Annotated in this window: 24 protein-coding genes and 1 pseudogene; 9 read left to right on the top strand and 16 right to left on the bottom strand. The window is 46.9% G+C overall.

All coding sequences use genetic code 11. From position 1 onward, the window contains the following. Window positions 1–121: 121 nt before the first annotated feature. On the bottom strand, window positions 122–1,183 hold the full coding sequence (locus AB447_RS14130) for a tetratricopeptide repeat protein (RefSeq protein ID WP_046131307.1): 1,062 nt from the start codon (window positions 1,181–1,183) through the stop codon (window positions 122–124). 276 nt (window positions 1,184–1,459) lie between these two features. Beyond that, complete coding sequence (locus AB447_RS27270; RefSeq protein ID WP_269082044.1) at window positions 1,460–1,591, bottom strand: hypothetical protein; 132 nt, start codon at window positions 1,589–1,591, stop codon at window positions 1,460–1,462. 310 nt (window positions 1,592–1,901) lie between these two features. On the opposite strand from AB447_RS27270, the pseudogene AB447_RS14125 reads away from it, so the two are divergent. Continuing rightward, window positions 1,902–3,512, top strand: a pseudogene (locus AB447_RS14125) (S8 family peptidase); the annotation flags it as partial. Between the two features lie 66 nt (window positions 3,513–3,578). On the opposite strand, the gene lepB reads toward AB447_RS14125, so the two are convergent. Both lepB and AB447_RS14115 read right to left on the bottom strand, forming a co-directional pair. Further along, window positions 3,579–4,094, bottom strand: a complete 516-nt coding sequence (lepB, locus tag AB447_RS14120) for a signal peptidase I (RefSeq protein WP_057957614.1) — start codon at window positions 4,092–4,094, stop codon at window positions 3,579–3,581. Window positions 4,095–4,106: 12 nt separating this feature from the next. Further along, complete coding sequence (locus AB447_RS14115) at window positions 4,107–4,718, bottom strand: TVP38/TMEM64 family protein (RefSeq protein ID WP_046131310.1); 612 nt, start codon at window positions 4,716–4,718, stop codon at window positions 4,107–4,109. Window positions 4,719–4,949: 231 nt separating this feature from the next. Here AB447_RS14115 and AB447_RS14105 point away from each other — a divergent pair, with 231 nt between their 5' ends. Then, the gene (locus AB447_RS14105) at window positions 4,950–5,315 is read left to right on the top strand and encodes a YhjD family protein (protein ID WP_048355532.1); all 366 of its coding nucleotides are present in this window, start codon (window positions 4,950–4,952) and stop codon (window positions 5,313–5,315) included. On the opposite strand, the gene AB447_RS14100 is transcribed toward AB447_RS14105, so the two are convergent. Then, window positions 5,309–5,890, bottom strand: a complete 582-nt coding sequence (locus AB447_RS14100; RefSeq protein ID WP_048355531.1) for a competence protein ComK — start codon at window positions 5,888–5,890, stop codon at window positions 5,309–5,311. The genes AB447_RS14105 and AB447_RS14100 overlap by 7 nt on opposite strands. 271 nt (window positions 5,891–6,161) lie before the next feature. Here AB447_RS14100 and AB447_RS14095 point away from each other — a divergent pair, with 271 nt between their 5' ends. Then, window positions 6,162–6,395 carry an IDEAL domain-containing protein gene (locus tag AB447_RS14095; RefSeq protein ID WP_048355530.1) on the top strand — a complete coding sequence of 78 codons (234 nt, stop codon included), beginning with the start codon at window positions 6,162–6,164 and terminating at the stop codon, window positions 6,393–6,395. Between the two features lie 72 nt (window positions 6,396–6,467). Here AB447_RS14095 and AB447_RS14090 read toward each other — a convergent pair whose 3' ends face one another. Next, on the bottom strand, window positions 6,468–7,325 hold the full coding sequence (locus tag AB447_RS14090; RefSeq protein ID WP_048355529.1) for an SDR family oxidoreductase: 858 nt from the start codon (window positions 7,323–7,325) through the stop codon (window positions 6,468–6,470). A 135-nt stretch (window positions 7,326–7,460) separates the two neighbouring features. Here AB447_RS14090 and AB447_RS14085 point away from each other — a divergent pair, with 135 nt between their 5' ends. From AB447_RS14085 to AB447_RS14075, 3 genes are all read left to right on the top strand, one after another. Beyond that, window positions 7,461–8,990: an FAD-dependent oxidoreductase gene (locus AB447_RS14085; RefSeq protein WP_048355528.1), complete on the top strand. Its 1,530-nt coding sequence runs from the start codon at window positions 7,461–7,463 to the stop codon at window positions 8,988–8,990. A gap of 56 nt (window positions 8,991–9,046) precedes the next feature. After that, a complete protein-coding gene (locus AB447_RS14080) occupies window positions 9,047–10,387 on the top strand; it encodes a globin-coupled sensor protein (protein WP_411801467.1) in 1,341 nt (446 codons plus the stop codon). 284 nt (window positions 10,388–10,671) lie between these two features. Then, a complete protein-coding gene (locus AB447_RS14075) occupies window positions 10,672–11,244 on the top strand; it encodes a histidine phosphatase family protein (protein WP_048355526.1) in 573 nt (190 codons plus the stop codon). A gap of 36 nt (window positions 11,245–11,280) precedes the next feature. Here AB447_RS14075 and AB447_RS14070 read toward each other — a convergent pair whose 3' ends face one another. The 3 genes from AB447_RS14070 to AB447_RS14060 form a co-directional block, all read right to left on the bottom strand. Continuing rightward, the gene (locus tag AB447_RS14070; protein ID WP_048355525.1) at window positions 11,281–12,303 is read right to left on the bottom strand and encodes a FecCD family ABC transporter permease; all 1,023 of its coding nucleotides are present in this window, start codon (window positions 12,301–12,303) and stop codon (window positions 11,281–11,283) included. After that, the gene (locus AB447_RS14065) at window positions 12,300–13,298 is read right to left on the bottom strand and encodes a FecCD family ABC transporter permease (RefSeq protein ID WP_048406713.1); all 999 of its coding nucleotides are present in this window, start codon (window positions 13,296–13,298) and stop codon (window positions 12,300–12,302) included. Before AB447_RS14065 ends, AB447_RS14070 begins: the two co-directional genes overlap by 4 nt. A 135-nt stretch (window positions 13,299–13,433) precedes the next feature. Next, window positions 13,434–14,396, bottom strand: coding sequence for an ABC transporter substrate-binding protein (locus tag AB447_RS14060; RefSeq protein ID WP_048353664.1), 963 nt, complete (start codon window positions 14,394–14,396; stop codon window positions 13,434–13,436). 764 nt (window positions 14,397–15,160) lie between these two features. Between AB447_RS14060 and AB447_RS14050 the strand changes: the two genes are divergently transcribed. After that, a complete protein-coding gene (locus AB447_RS14050; protein ID WP_082634659.1) occupies window positions 15,161–16,240 on the top strand; it encodes a S8 family peptidase in 1,080 nt (359 codons plus the stop codon). A gap of 59 nt (window positions 16,241–16,299) precedes the next feature. On the opposite strand, the gene AB447_RS14045 is transcribed toward AB447_RS14050, so the two are convergent. The 4 genes from AB447_RS14045 to AB447_RS14030 all read right to left on the bottom strand — a co-directional run bounded on the left by AB447_RS14045 (window position 16,300) and on the right by AB447_RS14030 (window position 19,212). Next, window positions 16,300–17,556 (bottom strand): M48 family metallopeptidase, encoded by a 1,257-nt coding sequence (locus AB447_RS14045; RefSeq protein WP_057957613.1) that lies wholly within the window; start codon window positions 17,554–17,556, stop codon window positions 16,300–16,302. Between the two features lie 72 nt (window positions 17,557–17,628). After that, window positions 17,629–17,940, bottom strand: coding sequence for an AzlD domain-containing protein (locus tag AB447_RS14040; protein WP_048353667.1), 312 nt, complete (start codon window positions 17,938–17,940; stop codon window positions 17,629–17,631). Beyond that, window positions 17,933–18,649 (bottom strand): AzlC family ABC transporter permease, encoded by a 717-nt coding sequence (locus AB447_RS14035; protein ID WP_048353668.1) that lies wholly within the window; start codon window positions 18,647–18,649, stop codon window positions 17,933–17,935. Before AB447_RS14035 ends, AB447_RS14040 begins: the two co-directional genes overlap by 8 nt. Before the next feature lie 11 nt (window positions 18,650–18,660). After that, on the bottom strand, window positions 18,661–19,212 hold the full coding sequence (locus AB447_RS14030; protein ID WP_048353669.1) for a helix-turn-helix domain-containing protein: 552 nt from the start codon (window positions 19,210–19,212) through the stop codon (window positions 18,661–18,663). A gap of 167 nt (window positions 19,213–19,379) precedes the next feature. Between AB447_RS14030 and AB447_RS14025 the strand changes: the two genes are divergently transcribed. Beyond that, on the top strand, window positions 19,380–19,607 hold the full coding sequence (locus tag AB447_RS14025) for a hypothetical protein (RefSeq protein ID WP_057957612.1): 228 nt from the start codon (window positions 19,380–19,382) through the stop codon (window positions 19,605–19,607). An 82-nt stretch (window positions 19,608–19,689) separates the two neighbouring features. On the opposite strand, the gene AB447_RS14020 is transcribed toward AB447_RS14025, so the two are convergent. The 3 genes from AB447_RS14020 to AB447_RS14010 form a co-directional block, all read right to left on the bottom strand. Further along, complete coding sequence (locus AB447_RS14020) at window positions 19,690–21,231, bottom strand: fatty acid--CoA ligase family protein (protein WP_048353671.1); 1,542 nt, start codon at window positions 21,229–21,231, stop codon at window positions 19,690–19,692. A gap of 169 nt (window positions 21,232–21,400) precedes the next feature. Then, window positions 21,401–22,390, bottom strand: coding sequence for a lipoate--protein ligase (lplJ, locus tag AB447_RS14015; protein WP_048353672.1), 990 nt, complete (start codon window positions 22,388–22,390; stop codon window positions 21,401–21,403). 14 nt (window positions 22,391–22,404) lie between these two features. Further along, entirely contained in the window at window positions 22,405–23,139 is a 735-nt protein-coding gene (locus AB447_RS14010) for an MBL fold metallo-hydrolase (RefSeq protein ID WP_048353673.1), read from the bottom strand. Between the two features lie 157 nt (window positions 23,140–23,296). Here AB447_RS14010 and yhfH point away from each other — a divergent pair, with 157 nt between their 5' ends. Further along, window positions 23,297–23,431, top strand: a complete 135-nt coding sequence (gene yhfH / locus AB447_RS25280; protein ID WP_065894221.1) for a protein YhfH — start codon at window positions 23,297–23,299, stop codon at window positions 23,429–23,431. The last annotated feature ends 208 nt before the right edge of the window (window positions 23,432–23,639 follow it).

Here is a 23,639-nt window from a genome sequence, read left to right as displayed (position 1 = left end):
TACTAAAGACATCTTAACAAACAGAAAGAATGTTTTCAATATTAAAATATTTCGATTTAAATAAAAAAGCATTTGGTCAAATCCAAATGCTTTTTTGCCGCTGATCCGAAGTAGCAGCTTTTCATTGCATTACCGCCGCTTTTTTCATCATCTCCTCCGTCTGAATCGCTTCAAGGAAAAAATGCGCGGCTTCTTTATAAAGCGCCTTTTTGCTGTAGACATTGGCCGCTATGAGCGAAAGTTCCCGCACGCTGTCATATTGCTTTCGTTTCAATAAGGCGGCAAGGCTTTTTTTGCAATCGTCAAACGCTTTTTCATGATAGACGGAGTATAGGACATCGACTTTCGCGTCAAATATGTCATTACAAGCCTCTCGTGACCTTTCTTTCCCTTCCGTATAGTAAACGATCGCCCGGTCGTGCCCGCCGGTTTTGAAAAGCTCCTTTATCAATAAATAAACGGATTGAAAGTAGTGGTCTGATGCGGCGTATGCTTTATCTTTCAAGGCTTTTTCCAAATATGTAATGCTCTCTTCCGGCTTGTCCATGGCCGAATAAAGAAGGCCGTAGTGATGGAAGGCGTGCGCCTCCTTGACATGGTCACCTGCAGCCCTCGCTGTTTTGACTGCTTCAGCCAAAAATTGTTCCGCTTCTTTATATTTTCCCATCTCAGTATAATTGTCCGCCATCGTCATGTAGACCGAGACAAGATTCATAGCGTAACCGCCATGATCCTGGAAAATCTCCATCGCTTGTCTTGTGTGGCTCAGCGACATCAAGTTTTCTCCTAAGTCATAATACAATTTGCCGATTTTTTCGTGAAATCGCGCGGCTTCTATCGGATCGTCCACATGGGCAAGTTTTTTTTCGGCCGTTTTGTAAAAGCCGATCGCCTGCTGATCATTTTTCTTATAGCTTTCGTATGCTCCGGAAAAAAGGTGAAAATAATACGAAATCAAGTGTGAGTCGCCATATCCTTCCCCTCTATTGTCGTCCGGCATGCCGTTATGCATTTCTTCTAGAAGTGCGTAATAGGTGAGGAACGCTTCGCTTTCTTCCATTTCCTTTATTAATGGCTTGGCTTGTTTAAATAATCGTACCGACTGTTCTGTATCGTTTTCCTCGATGGCCCGGTACCATGAGTTCAGAATGTTGGCTGCTTCCTCCGCGGGAATCTTATTCATGGAGAACTCCTTTCTTCCTGAATGCTATATTTTTATATCATACTATATCTTACCTTTTATTACACCTATAGAACTAGGTCTATTTTCTCATTGTCACAAAAAAACGTCCTTTTACAGCAGGGACGTTTCCGATCGAGGCCGTAAACATCGGTGTAATAGCAGGATGCCCGGTCAGGCAGAACTTTCCCGTTTCCGCCCGAAGAGCTGCAGCTCAGTTCTTTTTTAGCCGGTGTTTTGTTTCACAAATGCATTTTCCTCCAGACGGTCGGCACCCATTTATCCAGCATGATTGCAGCCAATGCCGTTTGACAGACGCTGCTGGAATCTTAATTCCGCGATCCCGAATTGTATATCTATCAGTCCGCCCGCCGCTTTCGCCTGAGCCGCTTGAATCAAGTCATTATACATAGGCCTTTTCCTGATGTACGTATGGTTCTTGCCGGCCCATTCATCTTAAAAACAACTGACCAATCAAACATATGCTGCACAGCATAGCCGGCCAGACCTCACTTCCTTCTCCGCTTCATGCCAATAATATGAACGGGGTCACCGCTGCAAAAACTTTGTAAATCCTGGTGCGAAATTGATCATATTTTATATCTGAAAATTTACAACCGTTTTATTCTTCGAATTTTCAATCCTCTTTTCTCTTTGAAACGAAGGTCTTTTTACCGATATATAGAGCGAACGCCGTAAAATGAAAAAGGAGGAGAGCTTTATGACAAAGTTATGGAAAACCGCTGCTTCTGTCATGCTGTTTTTAGGAGTTTTCGCCATGTCCTCCCGCGTTCATGCTGAAGGCCAGCAGCACGGAAGCGGGGTCATCGTCGTTTACAAAAACAAAAGCGGACAAGAAACGGCGCTGGAGAAAAGCGAATCCGTCGATCATCAATACAAACATATTCCCGCCGTCGCCGTTACGGCTGACAAAGAGACAGTACAGGACTTAAAAGATGATCCCGATATTCTATACGTTGAAAAAAACGTCTCATTTACGGCAGCCGACAGCACCGAATTCAAAGTATTATCAGATGAAACCGGTGAAGATTCAGATTCATTTGAACAATGGAATTTGAAGCCGATTCAGGCTGAAAAAGCCTGGAGTGCCGGACTTACGGGGAAAAATGTGAAAGTCGCGGTAATCGACACCGGAATCTCCGCCCATGATGAGCTTACCGTTTCAGGCGGCACGTCAACGGTCAGTTATACGTCCTCATACAGCGATGATAACGGCCACGGAACGCATGTCGCCGGGATTATCGGAGCCAAGCATAATGACTATGGAATCGACGGGATTGCTCCGGGTGTCCAACTGTATGCAATCAAAGCACTCGATCAAAACGGAACGGGCGATCTTGAAAGCATTCTCAAAGGAATCGACTGGTCAATCGAACATGGCGTCAATGTCATCAATATGAGCCTTGGCACGTCTACCGACAGCCAAATCCTTCATGATGCCGTCGATAAAGCCTATCAAAAAGGGATCTTACTGGTTGCGGCAAGCGGAAACGACGGAAACGGACATCCTGTCGATTATCCGGCCGCCTACAGCAGCGTCATCGCTGTTTCCGCAACTGATGAAGAAAACGGGATTGCCGGTTTTTCCAACACCGGAGCAGAAGTTGAATTTTCCGCTCCCGGCACGTCAATCATCAGTACGTATTTACACCAGCAATTTGCTGCAGGAAGCGGCACATCTCAAGCCACGCCGCACGTAACCGGCATGCTTGCGCTTTTAAAACAACTGTATCCAAATGAAACAAGCGCCGGGCTCAGGCAGCAATTGCAGCAAAATGTCAACGATTTAGGAGATGCCGGCCGCGACCAGCTGTTTGGCTACGGTCTCATCCAATACAAAGAAACACAGTCAGCAGCGCTTGCAGCGGCAAGAAAAGCCGTTGAAAACGCTGAAAAAACAAAGCTGCAATCTGATATTGACGCCGCACGCAAGCTCGTCGGCAAGCTTCCCGATACATCAGAGAAAAATGAGCTGCAAAAACGGCTGGACAATGTTCAGTCAGAGCGAAACCTTGCGGATGCAAAACGCAAAGTCAGCCTTGCGGAAAAGTACAAAACCGAAAAAAGCGTTGGCGAAGCACAATCGGCCATTAACAAGCTGCCGGGCGGAATCGCAAAAACGAATCTTCAGAAGCGGCTGGACAATGTAAAGAGATATATGGCAAAAGCGATTGACAAAGCGGCGGAAAAAGTAACTAAGGCTGAAAAGAAGAAAAATAAAACAAATCTAAAAGACGCTGAGAAAGCGGTCAGCCAGCTGCCAAGCGGTTCTGCGAAAACGAAGCTGATGAAACGGCTGAATGCGATTAAAGTAAAGTAACGCACAAAAAACCTTTAAGCCATGATCATGTCAGGCTTAAAGTTTTTTTTCCGGCCATTACTTTTTATCAATCCGTTCAGCGACGATGCCGACAATCTCCTTGTCTGAGACAAAACCGAAATGGCGGCTGTCATAGCTGTGAATCCGGTTGTCTCCAAGGACAAAATAATGGTTCTGGGGAACCCTTTTCTCTCCCGTTACCTCTTCCAGAGTAAAATCCCCGGTCAGATCGCCCCCTGCGGTAACCTCCTTTAAATCATCCAAATAAGGCTCTTTCACCGGTTTGTTATTAATGTACAGCTGGTCATCCACATATTTAAGCGTTTCGCCCGGAAGACCGATGACCCGCTTAATGAACACATCTTTCTCAGGTCCTTTAAACAGAAGGATGTCAAAGCGGTGGATCGTTTGAAAATGATGGGCAAAGCGGTTGATAAGAAGCGTGTTGCCCTCCTGATAGGTCGGATTCATGCTGACCCCTTCTACTTTATATTCGATGAAAACGGCGTTTTTCACCTGAATACCAATGACGATTAACAGTGCCGCGGCGATGACCAAAAAGCGCTTTTTCACATTTATGTCCCCCTAGTCATTCTCTCTCTGGCTGAATTTCACGTTCAAGCGATGTTCGAGCCGCTTTCCGGCGTACCATAAAATCATAATGACGATGATGGCAGCAGCTGTTCGCAAAGGCTGCGTAAACAGCGCCTTCAGGTCATGGCCGATAAAGCTGACAATAAAAATCATCACAAACTTTCCGCAAAGCACCGCAAGCGAAAAAGGCACAGGGCTGATCCTTGAAAGCCCCGCCACAACATTTACCGCTGCCGAAGGCGTGAATGGAAAGCAAAGCAGCAGGAACAACGGGCCGAAGCCGCGCTTTTCCAGCCAGGTCATCAGCTTTTTCACCGACTGATGCCTCCGTATAAAACCAAGCGCCTTTTGCTGGCCGAAATGGCGGATAAACAGAAAGACCGCAATTGAGCCTGCTGAAGCGCCGATCCACGTCAAAATGAACCCCTCCCACAAGCCGAACGAATTCACATTTGCGACGATAAATACGATGAGGGGCAAAAACGGAAGAATCGCTTCTATGAACGGCAGCAATATGGCGGCAAACGGACCAAAAGCCCGATAGCTTTGAAAAAATTGTGTTAGATTCTCTTCTGTAAAATAACTGAACAATTGCTCCAACATTTATTCTCCTCATACAGTTGTCTACTTCTATTCTACACGTTAAAGCCGAAACTTTAAATGATCGGGCTCCGGAGGTTTTTAAAGAAACGTCCGGCCGCGGATTCTTTATTAGTCTGAAACAACCGGCGCATTTTAGTCTTTTTTTCCCGTTCTTGAAAAAAGAAAGGACTTTCGTGTACAATAAAAACAGAACAAACGTTCCTAAACAGAAATGAAAAGAGGAGAAAAGCCATGACGAGAATTCCCTCCGATGTCAGGGACACGATTGAAAAGGCTATTTATCTTCCCATGACCATCAGCATCTTAAACAGGGATATCGCTATCGTTCAGCAGAGCCCGTTTAAGCTGAAGGATCCTTATCTGCGCCTGATCGAGCAGGCGCTGAAGCTGGCGCAGCGCGATTTATACGATGTAAAAAACGATTTGCGCAGACGGAAAGTCAAAATTCACGAAGTATCCCGGGACGAAGCGTTTACGATGTATTGCTTCATTTACGAAGGATACGAGGAAGAGCACAATTACTTCAACCCCCGTATCCGCAACCAGGTCGCCGCTCTTTTGGAGCATTATTTATTCGCGGCAGATCCCGGTCAATAGCGCTTTCTCAGCTCCCTGAGGATGAATTCATAGATCAGCTGGTTCTGATCCTCCTTCGGATACAGCATAAATTCCTGTTTTTTCGGCGCGGCGTTCCCTTCAATCCGGTCGAGAAATTTCGTTCTCAGCCATGCCGTGCGGTAAACCTGATTTTCGAAAGACGCGCTGGACACCGGCAGCTCCAGCGATTCGCCGTTTACGAACGTAACGAACGTATTGTCATACTTAGCCGCACGGAATTCATGAACATGCGCATGGGAAAGCCACCCGCATTGAGGCCTTGTAGAGGAGAATGTGGGAAAAAGAAAAATATTGTTTGAATGATCCACCATGATCGGCGGCTTATGGGAAACTTTAATGACTTCGTACGTGCCGGCCTTTCTCCCTGCATAGCTTGAACCGAAATAGCGGCAGCTTCTCTCTATGATTTGAAAAGGTCTCATATTGACCCGAAATGTCCTGTCGGTTTCAAGCACTTTTGAGGCGGGCGTTTTTCCATCATCAAGAGGAAGAACGGCCATTGTCGAACTGTTTACTTCATAAGAATCTCTTGTCAAATCTTCGGTATTGCTCATCATGATCCTCCCAACCATTAGTCAATTTATACTATTAATCTAACATTATCCTATTAAAAACGACAGGATTTTTTCAATTAATTTGAAAAAATGTTTTTAAAATGACATTTTTATATTTTATTCCGAAAAAATCAAGTTTTTCGTCCTAATCTACACTCTTTTCTTCTTATAAAGACGCTTTTTCCGAATAATTATCTAAAAATTTTAAATACTTATTGATTTTTTCATTCGCAATCCATATACTATAAAAAAGGCATCAGGGGGAATCTTTATGAAAGAGAAAAAGTCGTACGCTGAGCTCATGAAGACCCGCAATAACCAAAAGGTAAAAGAACTTGATGTAACCATCACGGACATCTACATTCAAATGGTCCTTGATGAGTCGTTGATTAAACGGCGTTTGAACTTGCTGTATGAGAAAATTAATGAGGCATTGGACAAAGGAGATAAACAATCTTTCCTTGAGCTTTCAAGAGAATATACCGCGTTGAAAATGCACGCATAACAGCCAATCCCCAGGAAAGGATTGGCTTTTTTATACGCAAAAAGGCAAAGCGCTTACCGCCGCCTGTCCTTTTTATCCGTTTATGATCGTTCCCCCGTTGACATGGAGCACCTGCCCGGTCATGTAAGAGGAATCGTCGCTCGCCAGAAACAAATAGCTCGGCGCTACTTCGACAGGCTGTCCCGGGCGCCCCATCGGCGTCGTCGAGCCGAACACCTCGACTTCCCTTTCGGTAAACGTCGACGGGATCAGCGGCGTCCAAATCGGGCCCGGCGCCACGCCGTTGACACGGATACCCTGATCAACGAGCGACAAAGCGAGCGATCGCGTAAACGACGTAATCGCTCCCTTCGTCGCTGAATAATCGATCAGCCTTTCATTGCCGGCATACGCCGTAATCGACGTCGTATTAATAATCGAGCTGCCTTTTTTCATATGGGGCAGAACTGCTTTTGTTAAATAAAACATCGAAAAAATGTTCGTTTGAAACGTTCTGAGCAGCTGATGGCTCGTGATCTTTTCGATTCCTTTTTGCGGATGCTGTTCAGCCGCATTATTGACAAGAATATCGATCGTCGGAAATGCTTCATTCGCCCGGCGGACCGCCTCATTGCAAAACGCTTCATCTCCGATGTCCCCTGCGATCAGCATGCACCTTACGCCTTCGTTTTCGACATAAGCCTTCGTTTCTTCCGCATCGCGGAGCTCATTCAAATAAACGATGACGACGTTTGCCCCCTCCTTCGCAAACAAGACGGACACCGCCCGGCCGATCCCGCTGTCTCCCCCTGTAATAATCGCTGTTTTCCCGGCCAGTTTTTTCGCCTTTTTCGGCCTGTCAAAAACGGGACGGGGGTTCATCACATACTCCAATCCGGGCTGCTGGTTCTGGTGCTGGGGAGGCAGTACTTTTTTCGGCTGTTTACTCAAGGTGAATTCCTCCTTCACATCAATTAAACCTTACTATTTTATGGACAAATCAAATTTTTATGACAAGCCGTTTCCCGCGCATGAATATTTCTACATTGGAAAATGTAAGAACAAAACACATTTGGAGGGAACATTGTGACACATCATGAGCAAAAACTGCCGGATTCGCCTGAATCGTATTGGAGAGACAGCACTGACCTTCCTTCATTTCAAGAGCTCACGGAGGACGTGAAGACGGATGTCGCGATCATCGGAGGCGGCATGACAGGGATTACGACGGCATACATGCTGACGCAAAAAGGATATCGCGTCGTTTTGATTGAAGCAGGACGCATTCTGAATGGAACGACGGGGCATACGACCGCAAAAATTACCGCCCAGCATGACCTGATTTATGATGAACTGATCAACCATATCGGAATGTCTAAAGCGCGGACATATTATGAAGCGAATCTCCAGGCCCTTTCATTCATCAGAAATCTCGTTCATGAACAAAACATCTCCTGCGATTTTCAAGAACAGGACGCCTGTATTTATACAACAGAAGAAAAATCGGTCCAAAAGATCAGAAAAGAGCATGAAGCCTATCAGAAGCTCGGGATTGAAAGGGAGTTCATCAAGGACCTTCCCGTCCCGATCGATATTAAAGCCGGCCTCGTCATGAAAAATCAAGCGCAGTTTCATCCGCTCCATTACTTGAAACATCTTGCCGGCGCCGTTCAAAAAGCGGGCGGAAAACTGTTCGAAAACACGGCCGCCAAGGAAATCAAAGAAGGAGATCATCCGAAGGTACTGACGACAAACGGGCATATGATCATCAGCGATTATGTGGTGTGCTGTACGCACTTTCCGTTTCATGATAAAAAAGGCTTTTACTTTGCAAGGCTTGAACCGAGCCGGTCTTACGTACTTGCCGTCAAGCCAAAAAACCCTTACCCGGGCGGCATGTATTTAAGCATTGATCAGCCTTCCCGGTCGCTGCGTTCGGTCACGATCGGCGGCGAAAACATGGTGATTGTCGGTGGGGAAAGCCATAAAACAGGCCAGGGAAAAGATACGATAGAGTATTACAGAGCCCTTAAGTCGTTCGCAGAAAGTGTGCTCGGCATCGAAGACATCCTCTATCGCTGGTCGACTCAGGATTTAATTACCCTTGATAAAATCCCTTATATCGGACCGATTTATCCGAAAGAAAAAAGGATCCTTGTCGCGACCGGATTCCGAAAATGGGGCATGACGTCGAGCACGCTCGCCGCTCAAATCATGACCGACCATATTACAAACGAAAGCAATCCGTATAAGGAAATCTTCGACCCTTCCCGCTTTCATCCTGATCCGAGCATCAAAAAAGCGATTTCCTTTAATACAGACGTCGCCAGACACCTTGTTGAAGGAAAGCTTGAACAGCCGCTCCGCACCCCTGATGAGCTTGCCCCAGGAGAAGGATCGGTCGTTTCAATCGGAGGAAAGCGGGCCGGGGCATACCGCGATGAAAACGGGCGGCTCCATACCGTCGATACGACATGCACTCATATGGGCTGCGAGGTCGAATGGAATGACGGAGAAAAGACATGGGACTGCCCGTGCCACGGTTCGAGATTTTCAATTGACGGCGAAGTGATGGAAGGTCCTGCGGTCGCACCGTTAAATGATCCCAAAAACTAGCATCCCCTGCTAAAAAAAAGAAAAGAACAGCCGATAAAAAAGATAAATGCTGGAAAATTCTAAAATCCGGCATTTTTATTATCGTTTACAGGGGGATACGGATTGTGTTATTCAAAAAGGATAGAAAGACAGAACGCTCGCTATTGGCTGAAGGGGGCAATGACAAAACAAACAGAATCAGGCTTCCGGATCATCCGGAATTTCAAAAGCAGCTCGCCATGGTCGGTTTGACGAATGAAGACCTCTGGGTGTTGAGCAAGCTGAAGCCTTTGGTTTCAGAACATATCGAGACCATCGTCGCCCGGTTTTATCAAAACCTTGAGCATGAAAGCTCGCTGATAGACATCATCCATGATAACAGTACGGTCGACCGCTTGAAAAAGACGCTCACCATCCATATAAGCGAAATGTTTTCCGGAATCATCGATGAAGCGTTTTTAGAAAAAAGAATCCGGATCGCCCACGTTCATTTGAAGATCGGGCTTCTGCCAAAGTGGTACTTGTGCGGCTTCCAAGACCTTCTTCTATCATTCTTGACATTATTTGAAAGCGCCTTAGCCGCCGGTGAATACATGCGGGCCGTCAAAGCGGTCACGAAAATTCTCAACATTGAACAGCAGATCGTTTTGGAAGCCTATGAAGAAGAGCATGCCAGAATCCGCACGCTTGAAGAAGAACGGAAAGCCGAGCTTCACAGGCAAATCAAGGATACGTCAGGCTCGCTTGCCGCATTGTTTGCAGAAACGACGGGCGCGGTTCAGGAACTGGTCGACAAATCGGCAGATATCTCCAAAACATCGAGAGCCGGAACAAAGACGGCGAGTTCTGTCGAAGAAAAATCAATCGGCGGCAAAAAGGAACTAGAGGAACAGGAACAGCAGCTGAACAAGATGGGAAGCAGCATGACCGAAATCGAGCAGGAAATTAAAAAGCTGGAAGAAATCGCAGGCCAAATCGAAAAGATTTTCGGCATCGTAACGGGCATTGCCGAGCAGACGAACCTGCTGTCGCTCAACGCTTCGATCGAATCGGCGAGGGCCGGGGAGCACGGAAAAGGCTTCGCCGTTGTCGCCAATGAAGTCAGAAAGCTTTCCGACGATACGAAAAAAACCGTCTCAACGGTCTCAGAGCTTGTCGATAACACAAACGCGCAGATCGGAATCGTGACCAGACACATTACAGGGGTAAATCAGCTTGTGGTCAAAAGCAAAGAAAAAATGACAGAGATCAATCATTTATTCGATGACATCGTCGACAGCATGAAGCTCAGCAAAAATCAAAGCGGCAAAATCGAAGAGGATCTGACATCCTTTTTAAGCGGCCTTCAAGAGGTAAACGGAGCCGTATCGCAAGTCGCTGCTTCTGTCGATTCGCTTGTCGAACTGACCGAAAAATAAGCTTGGAACAATCCACAGATCTCCCTGATCTGTGGATTTATTTGACACTGGACCGCAAGAACCCTGGCACGGGTCCGTTTGCTGAAAAATTGCGGCGTTCGCCCAAGAACTTGGGTTTTGTTATCATAAACTGAATCTAAAGAGGCACTTAGGCGATCAGGGAGCATCCTGAGACCGCGGCTTGGGAATTCCGGTCAAATTAGTGAGTACCCGTTTTGAATTTTAGTATAATGGTTGTATCATATAAAAAACGTGCACTCGTGTTTGAAAGGAGATCTTTTTTAATGACTGCGATTTGCTTAATCCGGCACGGAGAAACCGACTGGAACGCTTTAGGAAAACTTCAGGGAAGAACCGATATCCCTTTGAATGAAACCGGAAGAAGACAGGCAAAAAAAACCGGAGAATATTTAAAAAACACATCTTGGGACGTCATCATTTCCAGCCCGTTAAAAAGAGCCAGGGAAACGGCGGACATCATCAACCAGTACCTCGGGCTTGATATTGTCGAAATGGATGATTTCATCGAACGAAATTACGGGGATACAGAGGGTATGCCATTTGAAGAAAGAATGAAGCTGTACCCTGATAAAAATTATCCGAACCAGGAATCAAAAGAAGCGTTGACAGAACGGCTGATGGCCGGCATTCAAAAGGTCAGCGGGCAATACCCGAATCGCAAAGTGCTGATCGTCGCCCACGGAGCGGCGATTCACGCGCTCTTGTCAAGGATTTCAAACGGGGACGTCAACCTTGACAACACAAAACTCGTCAATGCCTGCCTGAGCAATATCCGCTTTCAGGAAAATAAATGGCATGTTCAAGACTATAACCTGTCAGAGCATCTATTCGATTAACACATGCGGACGGCACCCGAATTTGCCGTCCGCATGTTACGTTTTGCTGCGCTTCGCTTCACGCCGCAGCAAATAAATAAAATAAGGACCTCCGATCACGGCAGCAATCAAACCGGCCGGGATTTCAACTGGCGGGATCAGCCCTCTCCCCGCCGAATCTGCCAGAAGCAGGATAATGGAGCCAACCATTCCTGAGACGGGGATCAGGATGCGGGACTCAACGCCTGCCAGCCTTCTCGCAATATGCGGCGCCATCAGCCCGATAAAACCGATCGTCCCGACAGCGGTTACGGAGGCTGCCGTCAAAATGACAGCCGCGGCAAGCAGCAAAAACCGCGTCCTTTCAAGCCGGACGCCAACGCTTGTGGCAATCGCGTCCCCTGATTTGATGATATCAAGCGGCTTTGCCGCAAGCCACACGGGCGGAATGAGCAGACAGCACCAGATAAACAGAGAAAGCACATCATTCCAGCTTCTTCCCCATAAGCTTCCGTTCAGCCAGATTAAAGCGCTGTTAACATTCGGACTTCCCCTTGAAATCAACAGCTGAATCCCCGAATGGCAGAAAGCGTTGACGGCAATCCCGACTAGCGCCAGCCGCACCGGTGAGATGCCGTTTCGATAAGCCAACACATAAACAAACACGGCCGCAACGATGCTTCCGGAAAAAGCGGCTCCAGTCAATAAGATGGAGCTTTGCTCTGAAAACAGCACAGTGACAATGACCGCTCCGAATCCCGCTCCCCCCGTTATCCCGAGCGTGTCAGGCGCGGCGAGCGGATTTCTCATCAGCGACTGGGCGATAACACCCGCAACAGCGAGGGCACCGCCCGCAAGCACGGCCAGGATGACCCGCGGCATTCTGAACTCCATCACCATAAACCGAATTCCCGGATCGCCCTGCCCTGCCAAAGATTTGATCACATCTCCGAGCGGATACTTCTCATCGCCGATCATTAAATTGGCCGCTGCCAAAAGCAGCAGGAACACCGGAAGAATGACAAGTACGGCTGACGGCTTTCTGCGCTGCCTTTTTGTTATGTCTGTTTTGATGTTCATGATGCCGATCCCTCTTTTCGTCTCCGCGCCAAATAAATAAAAAAGGGCGTTCCGATGAATGCCGTGACGACGCCGGCCGGCGTCTGATACGGATAATAAACAAAGCGTGAAGCAATATCCGCCGCAAGAAGCAGCACCGCGCCAAGGATCGCCGAATACGGAATAACCGTCCGATAATCAGCCCCCATCGTATAGCGGATTATATGGGGAACCATCAATCCGATGAAGCCGATCGGGCCTGCTGCCGCTACGGAAACCCCGGCAAGCGCGATGACGGTGACTGTGATCAGCATCCGGCTGATCCACATTTTTTGCCCCAGCCCTTGAGAAATGTCATCGCCGAGGCTAAGAACGGAGGCCGTTCTTCCAAAGGCAATCGCAATCAGCAATCCAAGAAGGCTGACGGGAATCAAAAACTCAAGCTTTTCCCACGAACTCCCTGCTAATGACCCCGAAAGCCAAAACAAAATCGTCTCCGTCGACTCCTCATGAAAAATGAGGAGCATCTGCGTAACGGATGCAAGGATCGCCTGAATGACGACACCGACTAACGCAAAGCTGATATCCCGCTGATTCTCGCTGAAAACAGAAGCGATCACATAAACGGTAACGGCGGCAACGGCTCCTCCTATAAACGCCGTCCCCATCGTCATCATCGGGACGGCTGCAGCCGGAAACACGACCGTCAGAAAAACGACAGCCGCCGAGGCACCGGCATTAATGCCAAAAATGCTTGGTGACGCAAGGGGATTTCTCGTGACCGCCTGCATGAGCGCCCCTGCAGCTCCAAGGTTCGCGCCGATCAAAGCAGCTTCCAAAGCGCGCGGGATCCGAATAGATAGAATGATAGAATCCAATTTTGAATCGTCGTATGAAAAGATGGCCGACCATATATCAGAAAGCGCAATATTGGCAGAACCGATCGAAACGGAAAGCGTAAAACATACGAGCAAAAGAATAACGAAAGCGATGCGGATCAAAAGCACCTTTTTCATGAAAGCAGATCACCTTCCTCGTAAAAAACAAGCGCATGCTTTGTTGAAAAAGCATGCACAGAAACCGCCTAAAAAACAGCCGGTCATGTATCGATAGGCACCGGGTGTCGGCGCCTAACCTCCGAACATCAGAATTCATTTCAGGATATCATGTTCGATTTGATCGATCACGGCATTTGCTCCGTCTATGCTGCGGCGAAGCGACCATGCGAACCTGTCGACTTTATACACCTTGTGATGTTTGACGGCGCTGAGCTTATTCCAGAGCGGATCATTTTCAAGCGGCCGTTTTCCGTTTTGATCAACTTTATCCTTTTCTCCCGACATTAAAATGATGACATCCGGGTCTTTCTCGAGAAGCTGTTCGACAGTCATTTTAATGTTGACGGACTCGCCGTTTTCAGCATCGCTTTTTTTGCTGTCGCCTACCGCGTATGTATAGCCGATATTCATCAACAGCTGGGAGGTGAAGAAGTTTTGGTCACGGACTGTGATTGCTTCATTCGTATTTCCGAGTAGAAGAACGCTTTGTTTTTTGTCAGAGAGCTTCTCTTTCAGCTGTTTCAGCTTTTTTTTATGTTCGGTGATTTTTTTCTCCATTTCGCTTTCTTTTCCGACCGCTTTTGCAATCGTAAGGGAAGCATCAATCGTATCCTGGTAGTCGGCATTTAAATTTTTCAGCGCAATCGTCGGCGCGATTTTTGACAGCTTGTCATACACACCGCTGTGTCTGCTTGAATCCGCGATAATCAGATCGGGCCTTAATGCCGCGATTTTTTCAAAGCTTGGCTGCGCCCGTGTGCCGACCGATGTATAGCCTTTGATTTCTTTTCTTACTTGTTCATTTATAAACTTCGGCTTTCCGTCATCTGCGACGCCGACCGGTTTAATGCCTGCATCCAACAGGGTATCGATAAATCCGAGCTCAAGGACGACAACCTTTTTCGAATGTTTCGGCACTTTCGTTTCGCCCAGATCGTGTTTAACCGTTACGGTATCCCGGCTGGAATTTGAAGCGATCCCTCCTGAGCCTGAGCAGGCGGACAAAACAGCGATGAGAAGGACAAAAGATAGAATTGTAAAATATCTAAACTTCATATGTATCTCCTTTGTTCTTTATGTAGACTGAAATTATTATAGCAACAGAACAGCATAATGACAATGATAATCATTATCAACATAAAGAAAAAGAAAACAGGCTCCTCTTTCCCTGCTGAGAGAAAGCCAAATGACCGTTATGATGATCATCTCCGTACCCGCCGCATTGAAAGGAACATGCAGCCAGCCGTTCAGCACAGCTTAGGGCAGCTTGTTTCTATCGGCGAGAGGAACGACAGGCTTCCTATGTAAACGCAAAACGCGAGAGCCGTACCGAACAAAACGACAAACACAATGGCCGCTCCCCCTCCGTTTCAGAACTTCCCGAGATCCCCCATAAAGGCGCACCGATCAGCACCATGAACATTCCTTTAGTATGCTCCCATATTATAAAATCATTTTTTATCTTAAGCATTTAATATTTTCACAAAATGAGAGCGTCCATGACGCTTTGCAGCCATTGGGGATCACGACCTTTTTCACACGATCGGCCGGTATAAAAAACCGGCTATTTTCATTCTTAAGACCTTGAGATTTTTTCTAAAATAGGAAAAGGAGCTCGAAAAACCAAATATTTTTTTTCAAAAAAATAGGTCTACCATATATTTCATTTTTTCTATATAATAAATTAACAGAATAATTGGAATAGAAGATATTATCTCTATATTTCAATTATTCTGAACAAAAATGGAGGAGAGTGATTAGCAGTGAAAAAGAGGAGTTTATGGCTTAGCGTGCTGACGGCCCTTTTGCTTGTTTTTACAATGGCTTTCAGCAATCCGGCTTCTGCTGAACAGCCGGCGAAAGATGTAGAAAAGGATTATATTGTCGGATTTAAGTCATCGGTAAAAACAGCATCAGTCAAAAAGGATGTCATTAAAGAGAGCGGCGGAAAAGTGGACAAGCAATTCAAGATCATCAACGCCGCAAAAGCGACGCTCGATCAGGATGCGGTAAAAGAGCTGAAAAATGATCCAAGCGTTGCCTACGTGGAAGAGGATCACGTCGCTCATGCGCTCGCGCAAACGGTTCCTTACGGCATTCCGCAAATCAAGGCTGACAAAGTGCAGGCTCAAGGATATAAAGGAGCCAATGTAAAAGTCGGTGTCCTCGATACGGGGATCGCTGCCTCTCATTCAGACTTAAATGTCGTCGGCGGAGCAAGCTTTGTCTCTGGTGAAAGCTACAATACTGACGGAAACGGACACGGCACGCATGTTGCCGGAACGGTGGCGGCGCTTGACAATTCAATAGGCGTTTTGGGCGTTGCGCCAAATGTCTCCCTATACGCTATTAAAGTGTTGAATTCAAGCGGAAGCGGAACATACAGCGCGATCGTCAGCGGAATCGAGTGGGCCACGGCGAACAACTTGGATGTCATCAACATGAGCCTTGGCGGACCATCAGGCTCAACTGCGCTGAAACAGGCTGTTGACAAAGCATACGCAAGCGGCGTCGTCGTAGTGGCGGCAGCGGGAAACAGCGGAACATCAGGCAGCTCTAGTACGATCGGCTACCCTGCAAAATACGACTCTGTCATTGCTGTCGGTGCGGTTAACAGCAGCAACCAGAGAGCTTCGTTTTCAAGCGTCGGTCCAGAGCTTGATGTAGTGGCTCCGGGCGTCAGCATATACAGCACATATCCTTCCAACACTTACGCTACTTTGAACGGAACGTCAATGGCTTCGCCTCATGTAGCGGGAGCAGCAGCCCTGATCTTGTCAAAATCCCCTGCGCTTTCAGCTTCCCAAGTTCGCGACCGCCTCTCAAGCACCGCGACTAATTTGGGAGATTCTTTCTACTATGGAAAAGGGCTGATCAATGTGGAAGCTGCCGCTCAGTAACATATTTTAACAAATAACCTATGGAAAAAGCTAGTGTTTTTTAAACATTAGCTTTTTCTTCATTTGTCAGCGTTTTGTTCGACATTTTGAATCCGCTCCATGATGGTCGGATGCCCGTATTTAAAAATTTTGACGAGAAACGGCGGATTAGCCTCGCTCAAGCCCGCTTTTGACAGCTCCTGAAAGGCGGCCACAGCGGCTTTTTTGTTTTTCGTCAATTCGACGGCATACTCGTCTGCGGCTTTTTCCTGATGCCTTGAAACCGCGTTTGTAAACGGAGAGGCGGTAAAGGTGAGCACCCCTGTCAATAGCAGCAATAACGGCAGTGCGGCAAGGTCTGTCCTCCCTTTAATATGCAGGCTGTTTCCATAGCGCCTGATGATCCATTTGTAAAGCTTGGCAATGACGTACAATCCGGCGAGTGATAAAAACAGATATCCGGCAAGTCCTTTGTATACGTGCTTCATGACATAGTGACCCATTTCGTGCGCCATGATGAATAAAATTTCCGGCTCATTGAGCTTGTTCAGCGTCGTGTCCCAAAGCACGATCCTTTTGTTAGCGCCGATCCCGGTCACATATGCGTTTAGCGCATTCGTTTTTTTCGACATATCCACTTCATAGACGTGATTTGCGGGAATGTCAGCCTGATCGGCCAGCTTAAGGATGTCATATTCAAGCTTTTTGTTTTTCAGCGGATAAAAGTCGTTGTACAAAGGATCGATGACGACAGGCTGCAGAAAGAATAAAAACAGCGTAACCGGCACGGTCAAAAGCCACGCAAATAGCCACCAGCGTTTTTCGCTCCTTTTCATCAGCCAGTAGAACACCATCACAGCTCCTGCGGTTAATGGAAAGCTGACCCAAAAATCGATGACCTGGTCTTTGATCCAGCTTGCGGTCGGCTGTGTTGAAATTCCGTAGCCGAGCGAATACTGATAACTGATCCAGTCGAGCGGCAAAGATGCGGCCGTCACGATCAAAAAGAGGACGAAAACGTAAGCAGCGATTTGAACAACCTTGAACCTTGACGTTTGCTCAGCCCAATGCGTCATCTTTCGCGATAAGCCGGCGATTAATAGAATAAAAAACAGAAACCACTCAAGCGGAATCCTGAGAAAAAATATAAAATCTTTGATCTTCGAATAATCTTCTGTCAGAATCAGTTCTTTTTTGTTCATGAATGTCGCCGGATCTGCGCTTGTCCCTTTCAGCGCCTCGGGAACGGAAGAATCCCCGGTCTTGAAGAGATACCAGTAGAAAAAAAGTCCGTACAACACATAAAGCAGGCAGGCTCCCGCGATCCATTTCCGCATGGACGAATCACCCCTTCTCAAATAGCGGTTACTTCTATTGTAGGCTTTTTGCCGCAAAGTTAGAACCAAGCCTTATAACGAAAGCATAAAACCTGCCGCGGCCAGCACCGCAATCGTTCCGGACACGACAATGATGACGCTCATCCCCATGTACGACAATAAAAAAGCGATCACAGCGCCTGCGAGCCCGTACAAGGCACCGCTTTGCACCAAAAAAACTCCGGGAAAGATCAAGGCGCCCAATACAGCATATGGCACGTTTTTAAGGACGCGCTCCAAAAATCGGGGAAGCTTAAGGCTTTCGAAAGCTACCAAAGGAATTACCCGCGGAAGGTATGTAACAGCGGCCATTCCGAGAATCATCCAAACAATGGGACTAACCATATTTTCTGTTCTCCTTCAACTTAGGATGATAAAGCCATTCGATCATGACTGCCGATAACAACGTGGCGCAGACGATCGCCCAGCCCGCAGACAGCATGCCGCTCATTTGAAAAACGGTATTAAACAAAGCTCCGGCTCCTGCCAATAACAGCACTTTCCTCTGCTTTTTCAAGGCAGGTACGAGGAGTCCGATAAACATCGCATAAAGGGCGATGCTCATGCTTTCCTGTAAAACGGACGGCATGCCGGCGCCTGCAGCATGACCGGCGGCGCTCCAAAAAACCCAGCTCGCATAACCGGTGGACCCGAGCCCGATCATGTAGCGCGTCGTCAGCTTTTCTTTTCTTAAAGCCGCAACGGCAAACGACTCATCTGTCACGGCAAAAAAAGCATAGAATGCTTTTTTCCAAGGAACATCGCGTTCAACAAGCTGGTTTAAAGAAGCCGAAAATAAAAAATGCCTGATGTTGACGATAAAAGTCGTCATGATAATTTCGATGATGCCGGTATGGACGGCAAGCATGCTTAATGACATGTACTGGGACGCCCCGCCGAAAACGAGGGCGCTCATCAGGAACGTTTCAAACAGCGAAAGCCCTGTCGTTTTCGCCAAAAGCCCGAACGTCAAAGCAACGGGAATATATCCGGCTGCGAGCGGAATTCCCGAACGGAGGCCGTCCAAAAGTGTGAGCTTATGCTGATTTTCCATCGTGACACCTCTTACGGATAATAAATTAATGTGTAGCCTGTTGCGGTTTGTTCCGTTTTGTTTTCATACTTGTGAACGGTATTTGCGGTAAAGTGCATCGCATCCCCTTCGCGCAATTCACAGCTGTAATCCCCGCAGGAGACAGCCACCGTTCCTTTGCTGACGAGCACGTATTCCTCAATGCCGCCGTGATGGGGTTCTGATTCGTGTACACAGCCCGGCAGCAGTTCGATATAAAAAATTTCAAACTTTTTTTTCTGGTCGAAAGGAAAATGCGGAAACGCTGCATATCGGTCATCCCCGGCCGTTACAGGCGCCCTCTCACTCTTTCTGACGATCGCCGGCTCCCCTGCCGGCTTTTCAGCGAGCGATGTAAACGAGACTTGCAGCCCGTTTGCGATTTTCCAAAGCGTTGTGATCGTCGGGCTTGAAGCGCCTTTTTCGATTTGCGCCAGCATTCCCTTGCTTACGCCGGTTAACGCGGACAGCTGATCAAGGCTGTAATTGCGGATTTTCCTTAGCCTTTTCACATTTTCGGCGACTTGCTGTTCAATGGACTTCATCGTTATCCCCCTAATAAATTAAACATTCGTATAATTTATTGAACATTATAGCATATTTTTTCCGGATGAAAAGCTCTTTGTCGGGATAAACTCATACTCTTTTTCGGTATTTTATTACTCAGCTTTATATATATTCAACCTCATGGCCGATCCTTTTGATGCAAGGAATGCCGAAGAAATCACAATCAGGCCGGCGGAAAAAACGGCAGGCTGATCATAATCGAAAAAAGCAATATATCGACGGCATACTCAATACATTCAATAAAGGAACAAAACTGAAGGAAAACAAGGCGCATGACTTGGCTTCCCCCGATTATCGCGGAAGCACCAAAATGACCCCCACCGGTCACATGGCGTTCCCCGTCTGGCTGAAAAAGGACGGAGCCGTCATTTAAAAAAACGTATTATCATCTGAATCAAAAACAAAAAGCGGAGTTTTTAGAGAATGTAAAGAAAGGGACGCTGAGCATGTCCCTTTCATGTGTTTGCCAAAATGTCTTTCAAAGCCCTGCGCAAAATTTTCCCGGTCGAGTTTTTCGGGATCTCCTCAAGAAAAATGATCGATGAAGGGCGCTTATATTTTGCGAGGTGCTGTGTGCAATGCGACAAGATGTCCTCTTCCGTCAGCGTTTTCTTCTTTGGAACGACATAGCATTGCACAGCTTCTCCCGTATTCGGGTCGGGAACGCCGATCACCACCGCCTCGGCGACCTCAGGATGCCTGTAGAGAACTTCCTCGACTTCCCGCGGATAAACATTGTATCCGCCGACAATGATCATGTCTTTCTTTCTGTCGACGATATAAAAATACCCGTCTTCATCGCGCTTTGCAAGGTCTCCTGTATAGAGCCATCCGTCTCTTATCGTATGGGCGGTTTCTTCAGGCATTTTATAGTATCCCTTCATAACGTTCGGCCCTTTCACGATCAGTTCCCCCACCTGGCCGGCCGGCAGTTCTTCTCCAAGCTCATTGACGACTTTGTTTTTGACATTGAGAATATCGGTGCCGATGGAACCCGGTTTCCGGCCGGTGCTGAACGGGTTAAAACACGTAACTGGAGAAGCTTCGGATAAGCCGTATCCTTCCAACACGAGTACATTAAATGTTTCCTCAAATTTTTTCAGCAGCGCAACGGGCATCGCGGCGCCTCCTGATATACAAAGACGGATCGAACCAAACCCGTGTTCATCGGCGGCCTCATGCTGGTACAGGTAATTGTACATCGTCGGAACTCCGGCAAAAATCGTCGCCTTATGCTTTTTCACAAGTTCAAAAACCTTTGCAGGGCTGAATTTCGGGATGATTAAAATCGCGGCGCCGTTCATCAGCGGAGCGTTCATGCAGACCGTTAAGCAGAACACATGGAACATCGGCAAGGCCGCGACGACAAGATCGGCTTCATTCATCGTCAAATAGCCGGCCGTATCATTCGCATTCGAAAAAAGGTTTTGATGTGTCAGCATCGCGCCCTTTGGCTGTCCCGTCGTTCCTGACGTATAAAGAATCGCTGCTGTATCATCTTCTTTAAGCTCAGGAAAGCTCTGAGCAGCCGCCGGCTTCATCACCGTTGCAAACGATTTCAATTTGACTTTCACATGCGGATCTTCCGGCTCGTAGAGCGGCCCTCCCGTTTCGCAGAACACAACATGCCCGACCATCGGAAGAGATTCGTGCATCTTTTCGTATAAAGGCAGGAGCCGACCGTCGGCCACAATGACTTTGGCATCGCCATTCGTCAGCATATAGCCGATTTCTGACGGCGTGTAGGCGGGATTAATCGGAATCGCGACCGCTCCCGCTTTCAACGTTCCGAAAAACGAAATGACAAAATGCGGAGTATTGCCGAGCAGCAATGCAACATGATCCCCTTTTTCAACCCCTAATTCGCGCAGTCCTCCTGCAAAACAATCAATTTTTTGCTGCAATCCCCCGTAAGTTTCCGTCTGTTCCCCAAAAATATAAGCGATTCTGTCAGGCTTTGCTTTCGCTGTTTCCTCCAATTTGGAAACTAAGTTCATTCTCCCACCCCTTGAAAAATGAATGAATAACCATTCATTTTTGAATAATAAAAATCTATTCCCATTATAGTAAATGAATCGAAAACACTCAAGGTCTGATGGAAAATATCTTCCATTCCTCTCATAAGCAATCAAAAAAGAGCCGCCCAATAGGCCGGCTCCCTTTTAATTAGTAAACGAGATCAAAAAACTCTTCCTTTTGAATGTTTCCGAAATAATGCCGAATATCAACGCCCTCGAGCGCCTCTTCAATCGCTTTTCTTTCATATTGGATGCCTGACAGTTTATCTTCGATATCGCCGACATCACCGACGCCGAAAAAGTCGCCGAAAATTTTGCATTCCTGGATGATGCCTTTATGAACCTCAAGACGAATATCGATTGACCCGGCAGGAAACCGTTTTGAGTGCTGGAGGTTGAATTTCGGAGACTTTCCGTAATTCCAATCCCAGTTTTGATAGCGTTCTTTAGAGATTTGATTGATGATTTTCCAATCGTCATCAGTCAGCTTGTATTCTGGAATATCGCCTTCGGTATCGAAAATATATTTGAGAAGCAGGCTGCGGAATTCCTCGGTCGTCATTTTTTGTTCGAGAAATTCGCTGATGTTCGCCACACGGCTTCTAATCGACTTAATCCCTTTTGATTCGATTTTATCTTTTTTTACTTTTAATGCCGATACGACATGGTCGATTTCGGAATCAAACAGCAGCGTGCCGTGGCTGAACATCCGCCCTCTTGTCGAAAACTGGGCATTCCCCGAAATTTTCCGGCCGTTCGCCATCAGATCATTCCGCCCGCTCAGCTCAGCATCGATCCCGAGGCGCTTTAACGCGGCAACGACGGGTTCAGTAAACTTTTTAAAGTTATGAAAACTGTTGCCGTCATCTTTTGTAATAAAGCTGAAATTCAAGTTTCCGAGATCGTGGTAGACGGCTCCGCCTCCGGAAAGCCGGCGGACGACAATAATTCCGTTTTCATCGACATATTTCGTATTGATTTCTTCAATCGTATTTTGGTTTTTGCCGATGATAATCGACGGCTGGTTGATATAAAACAGCAAATACGTCTGTTCAGGATCAAGGTGCTTCAAGCAGTACTCCTCGATTGCCAGGTTGATCCTCGGATCTGTAATGTTTTGATTATCGATAAACAGCATGTTCGTTCCTCCTTTTAGTCTCCCCACACATAACCCGTCTCCGCCAGGTCAACCGGGCCGCTATAAACGGCTTTCGCTTCTTCTATCAATTGCTGATGATCCCCGAAGTGCGGCAAGTGTGTCAAAAGAAGCCTTCCTGCTCCGGACTCTTCGGCGATTCTGCCCGCTTCATGGCTGTTCATATGCCCTGCCTTCGCTCCGTCCTGGCCTGCATAAAAATTGCACTCGCTCATCAGCATATCGGCGCCTTCTGAAAAAGGGATGAACGATTCCTGAAAGCTTGAATCTGCCGTATAAACGGCTGTATGCTCGCCGTCTGTGATGCGCATCGCAAAACAGTCGACCGGATGAACCGTCTGTAAAAAAGTGAACGTAAACGGGCCTAGCTCAAGCGGCGCTTTTGGGTCATACGCGAACCCCGCGGTATGCGATTTATATGTAAGCTTCGAAAATTGTTCTTCATCAAACGGATGTCCATAAATCGGAAGTACGTCTGCCCCTTTTCCGAGATATGAACCGACAAGCTTGGCAAACTGCAAAGGGCCGACATCCGCAATATGGTCATGGTGATAATGTGATAAAACAACGGCATTCAGCTTCTCAACCGGCAAATACTGCTGGAGTTTTGATAAAACTGCGCTGCCGCAGTCGACAAGCACCGAATAATCCCCGGATTGAAACAGGTATCCGGACGTCGCTTCATTCGCAGCCGGAAATCCGCCATAACAGCCTATTACAGTAATCTTCATCGTTATTCACCTCATGTGTGTGGCTATCGTCCCCCTATACAATATACCCATTTTTCTTAAAAATTGCATGTTTTATGTTTTTGTCATAAAACAGACATTGACCTTTTCTCATCTGTTATAATACAATGTTAACAATTAAAGGAATGGGGGATATGAGATGCTCGGAAAAATCACGGAATTTTTCAGGAACCTGCCTGCCAAAAAATGTACGGAATGCGGCCGCGAAATCGAAGAACAGCATGAATGCTACGGAAATACGTGCTGCAATTGCCTGAAGCTGAAAGATCTTTAATTTTTTAAAAAAACGCTCCGGATGAGGTTTGAACTCCGGAGCGTTTTTTTGTCACAAAAGTTAGGCAAAAAGAGAGTCATTTTTGCCACATAGGATTATTTTGATTATAATGATCTAGACGAAATAGGCATAAAAACCCCGTTCCCAGCACTTCCGAACCCCTGTCGACATGATCAATATACTATATCTGAAAATTCTGACAGAAGAA

This window comes from Bacillus glycinifermentans (genome assembly GCF_001042475.2).
Lineage (GTDB): Bacteria > Bacillota > Bacilli > Bacillales > Bacillaceae > Bacillus > Bacillus glycinifermentans.
Note: the sequence above shows the minus strand (reverse complement) of the source record. Positions and strands in the feature narration are given on the sequence as shown.

Excerpts from the sequence above, each read along its gene's own strand:
- AB447_RS14130 (WP_046131307.1), bottom strand. The coding sequence starts at position 1,183 with ATGAATAAGATTCCCGCGGAGGAAGCAGCCAACATTCTGAACTCATGG.
- AB447_RS27270 (WP_269082044.1), bottom strand. The coding sequence starts at position 1,591 with ATGTATAATGACTTGATTCAAGCGGCTCAGGCGAAAGCGGCGGGCGGA.
- AB447_RS14115 (WP_046131310.1), bottom strand. The coding sequence starts at position 4,718 with ATGTTGGAGCAATTGTTCAGTTATTTTACAGAAGAGAATCTAACACAA.
- AB447_RS14105 (WP_048355532.1), top strand. The coding sequence starts at position 4,950 with ATGACGAGAATTCCCTCCGATGTCAGGGACACGATTGAAAAGGCTATT.
- AB447_RS14100 (WP_048355531.1), bottom strand. The coding sequence starts at position 5,890 with ATGAGCAATACCGAAGATTTGACAAGAGATTCTTATGAAGTAAACAGT.
- AB447_RS14095 (WP_048355530.1), top strand. The coding sequence starts at position 6,162 with ATGAAAGAGAAAAAGTCGTACGCTGAGCTCATGAAGACCCGCAATAAC.
- AB447_RS14075 (WP_048355526.1), top strand. The coding sequence starts at position 10,672 with ATGACTGCGATTTGCTTAATCCGGCACGGAGAAACCGACTGGAACGCT.
- AB447_RS14070 (WP_048355525.1), bottom strand. The coding sequence starts at position 12,303 with ATGAACATCAAAACAGACATAACAAAAAGGCAGCGCAGAAAGCCGTCA.
- AB447_RS14065 (WP_048406713.1), bottom strand. The coding sequence starts at position 13,298 with ATGAAAAAGGTGCTTTTGATCCGCATCGCTTTCGTTATTCTTTTGCTC.
- AB447_RS14060 (WP_048353664.1), bottom strand. The coding sequence starts at position 14,396 with ATGAAGTTTAGATATTTTACAATTCTATCTTTTGTCCTTCTCATCGCT.
- AB447_RS14050 (WP_082634659.1), top strand. The coding sequence starts at position 15,161 with ATGGCTTTCAGCAATCCGGCTTCTGCTGAACAGCCGGCGAAAGATGTA.
- AB447_RS14045 (WP_057957613.1), bottom strand. The coding sequence starts at position 17,556 with ATGCGGAAATGGATCGCGGGAGCCTGCCTGCTTTATGTGTTGTACGGA.
- AB447_RS14040 (WP_048353667.1), bottom strand. The coding sequence starts at position 17,940 with ATGGTTAGTCCCATTGTTTGGATGATTCTCGGAATGGCCGCTGTTACA.
- AB447_RS14035 (WP_048353668.1), bottom strand. The coding sequence starts at position 18,649 with ATGGAAAATCAGCATAAGCTCACACTTTTGGACGGCCTCCGTTCGGGA.
- AB447_RS14030 (WP_048353669.1), bottom strand. The coding sequence starts at position 19,212 with ATGAAGTCCATTGAACAGCAAGTCGCCGAAAATGTGAAAAGGCTAAGG.
- AB447_RS14025 (WP_057957612.1), top strand. The coding sequence starts at position 19,380 with ATGCCGAAGAAATCACAATCAGGCCGGCGGAAAAAACGGCAGGCTGAT.
- AB447_RS14020 (WP_048353671.1), bottom strand. The coding sequence starts at position 21,231 with ATGAACTTAGTTTCCAAATTGGAGGAAACAGCGAAAGCAAAGCCTGAC.
- lplJ (WP_048353672.1), bottom strand. The coding sequence starts at position 22,390 with ATGCTGTTTATCGATAATCAAAACATTACAGATCCGAGGATCAACCTG.
- AB447_RS14010 (WP_048353673.1), bottom strand. The coding sequence starts at position 23,139 with ATGAAGATTACTGTAATAGGCTGTTATGGCGGATTTCCGGCTGCGAAT.
- yhfH (WP_065894221.1), top strand. The coding sequence starts at position 23,297 with ATGCTCGGAAAAATCACGGAATTTTTCAGGAACCTGCCTGCCAAAAAA.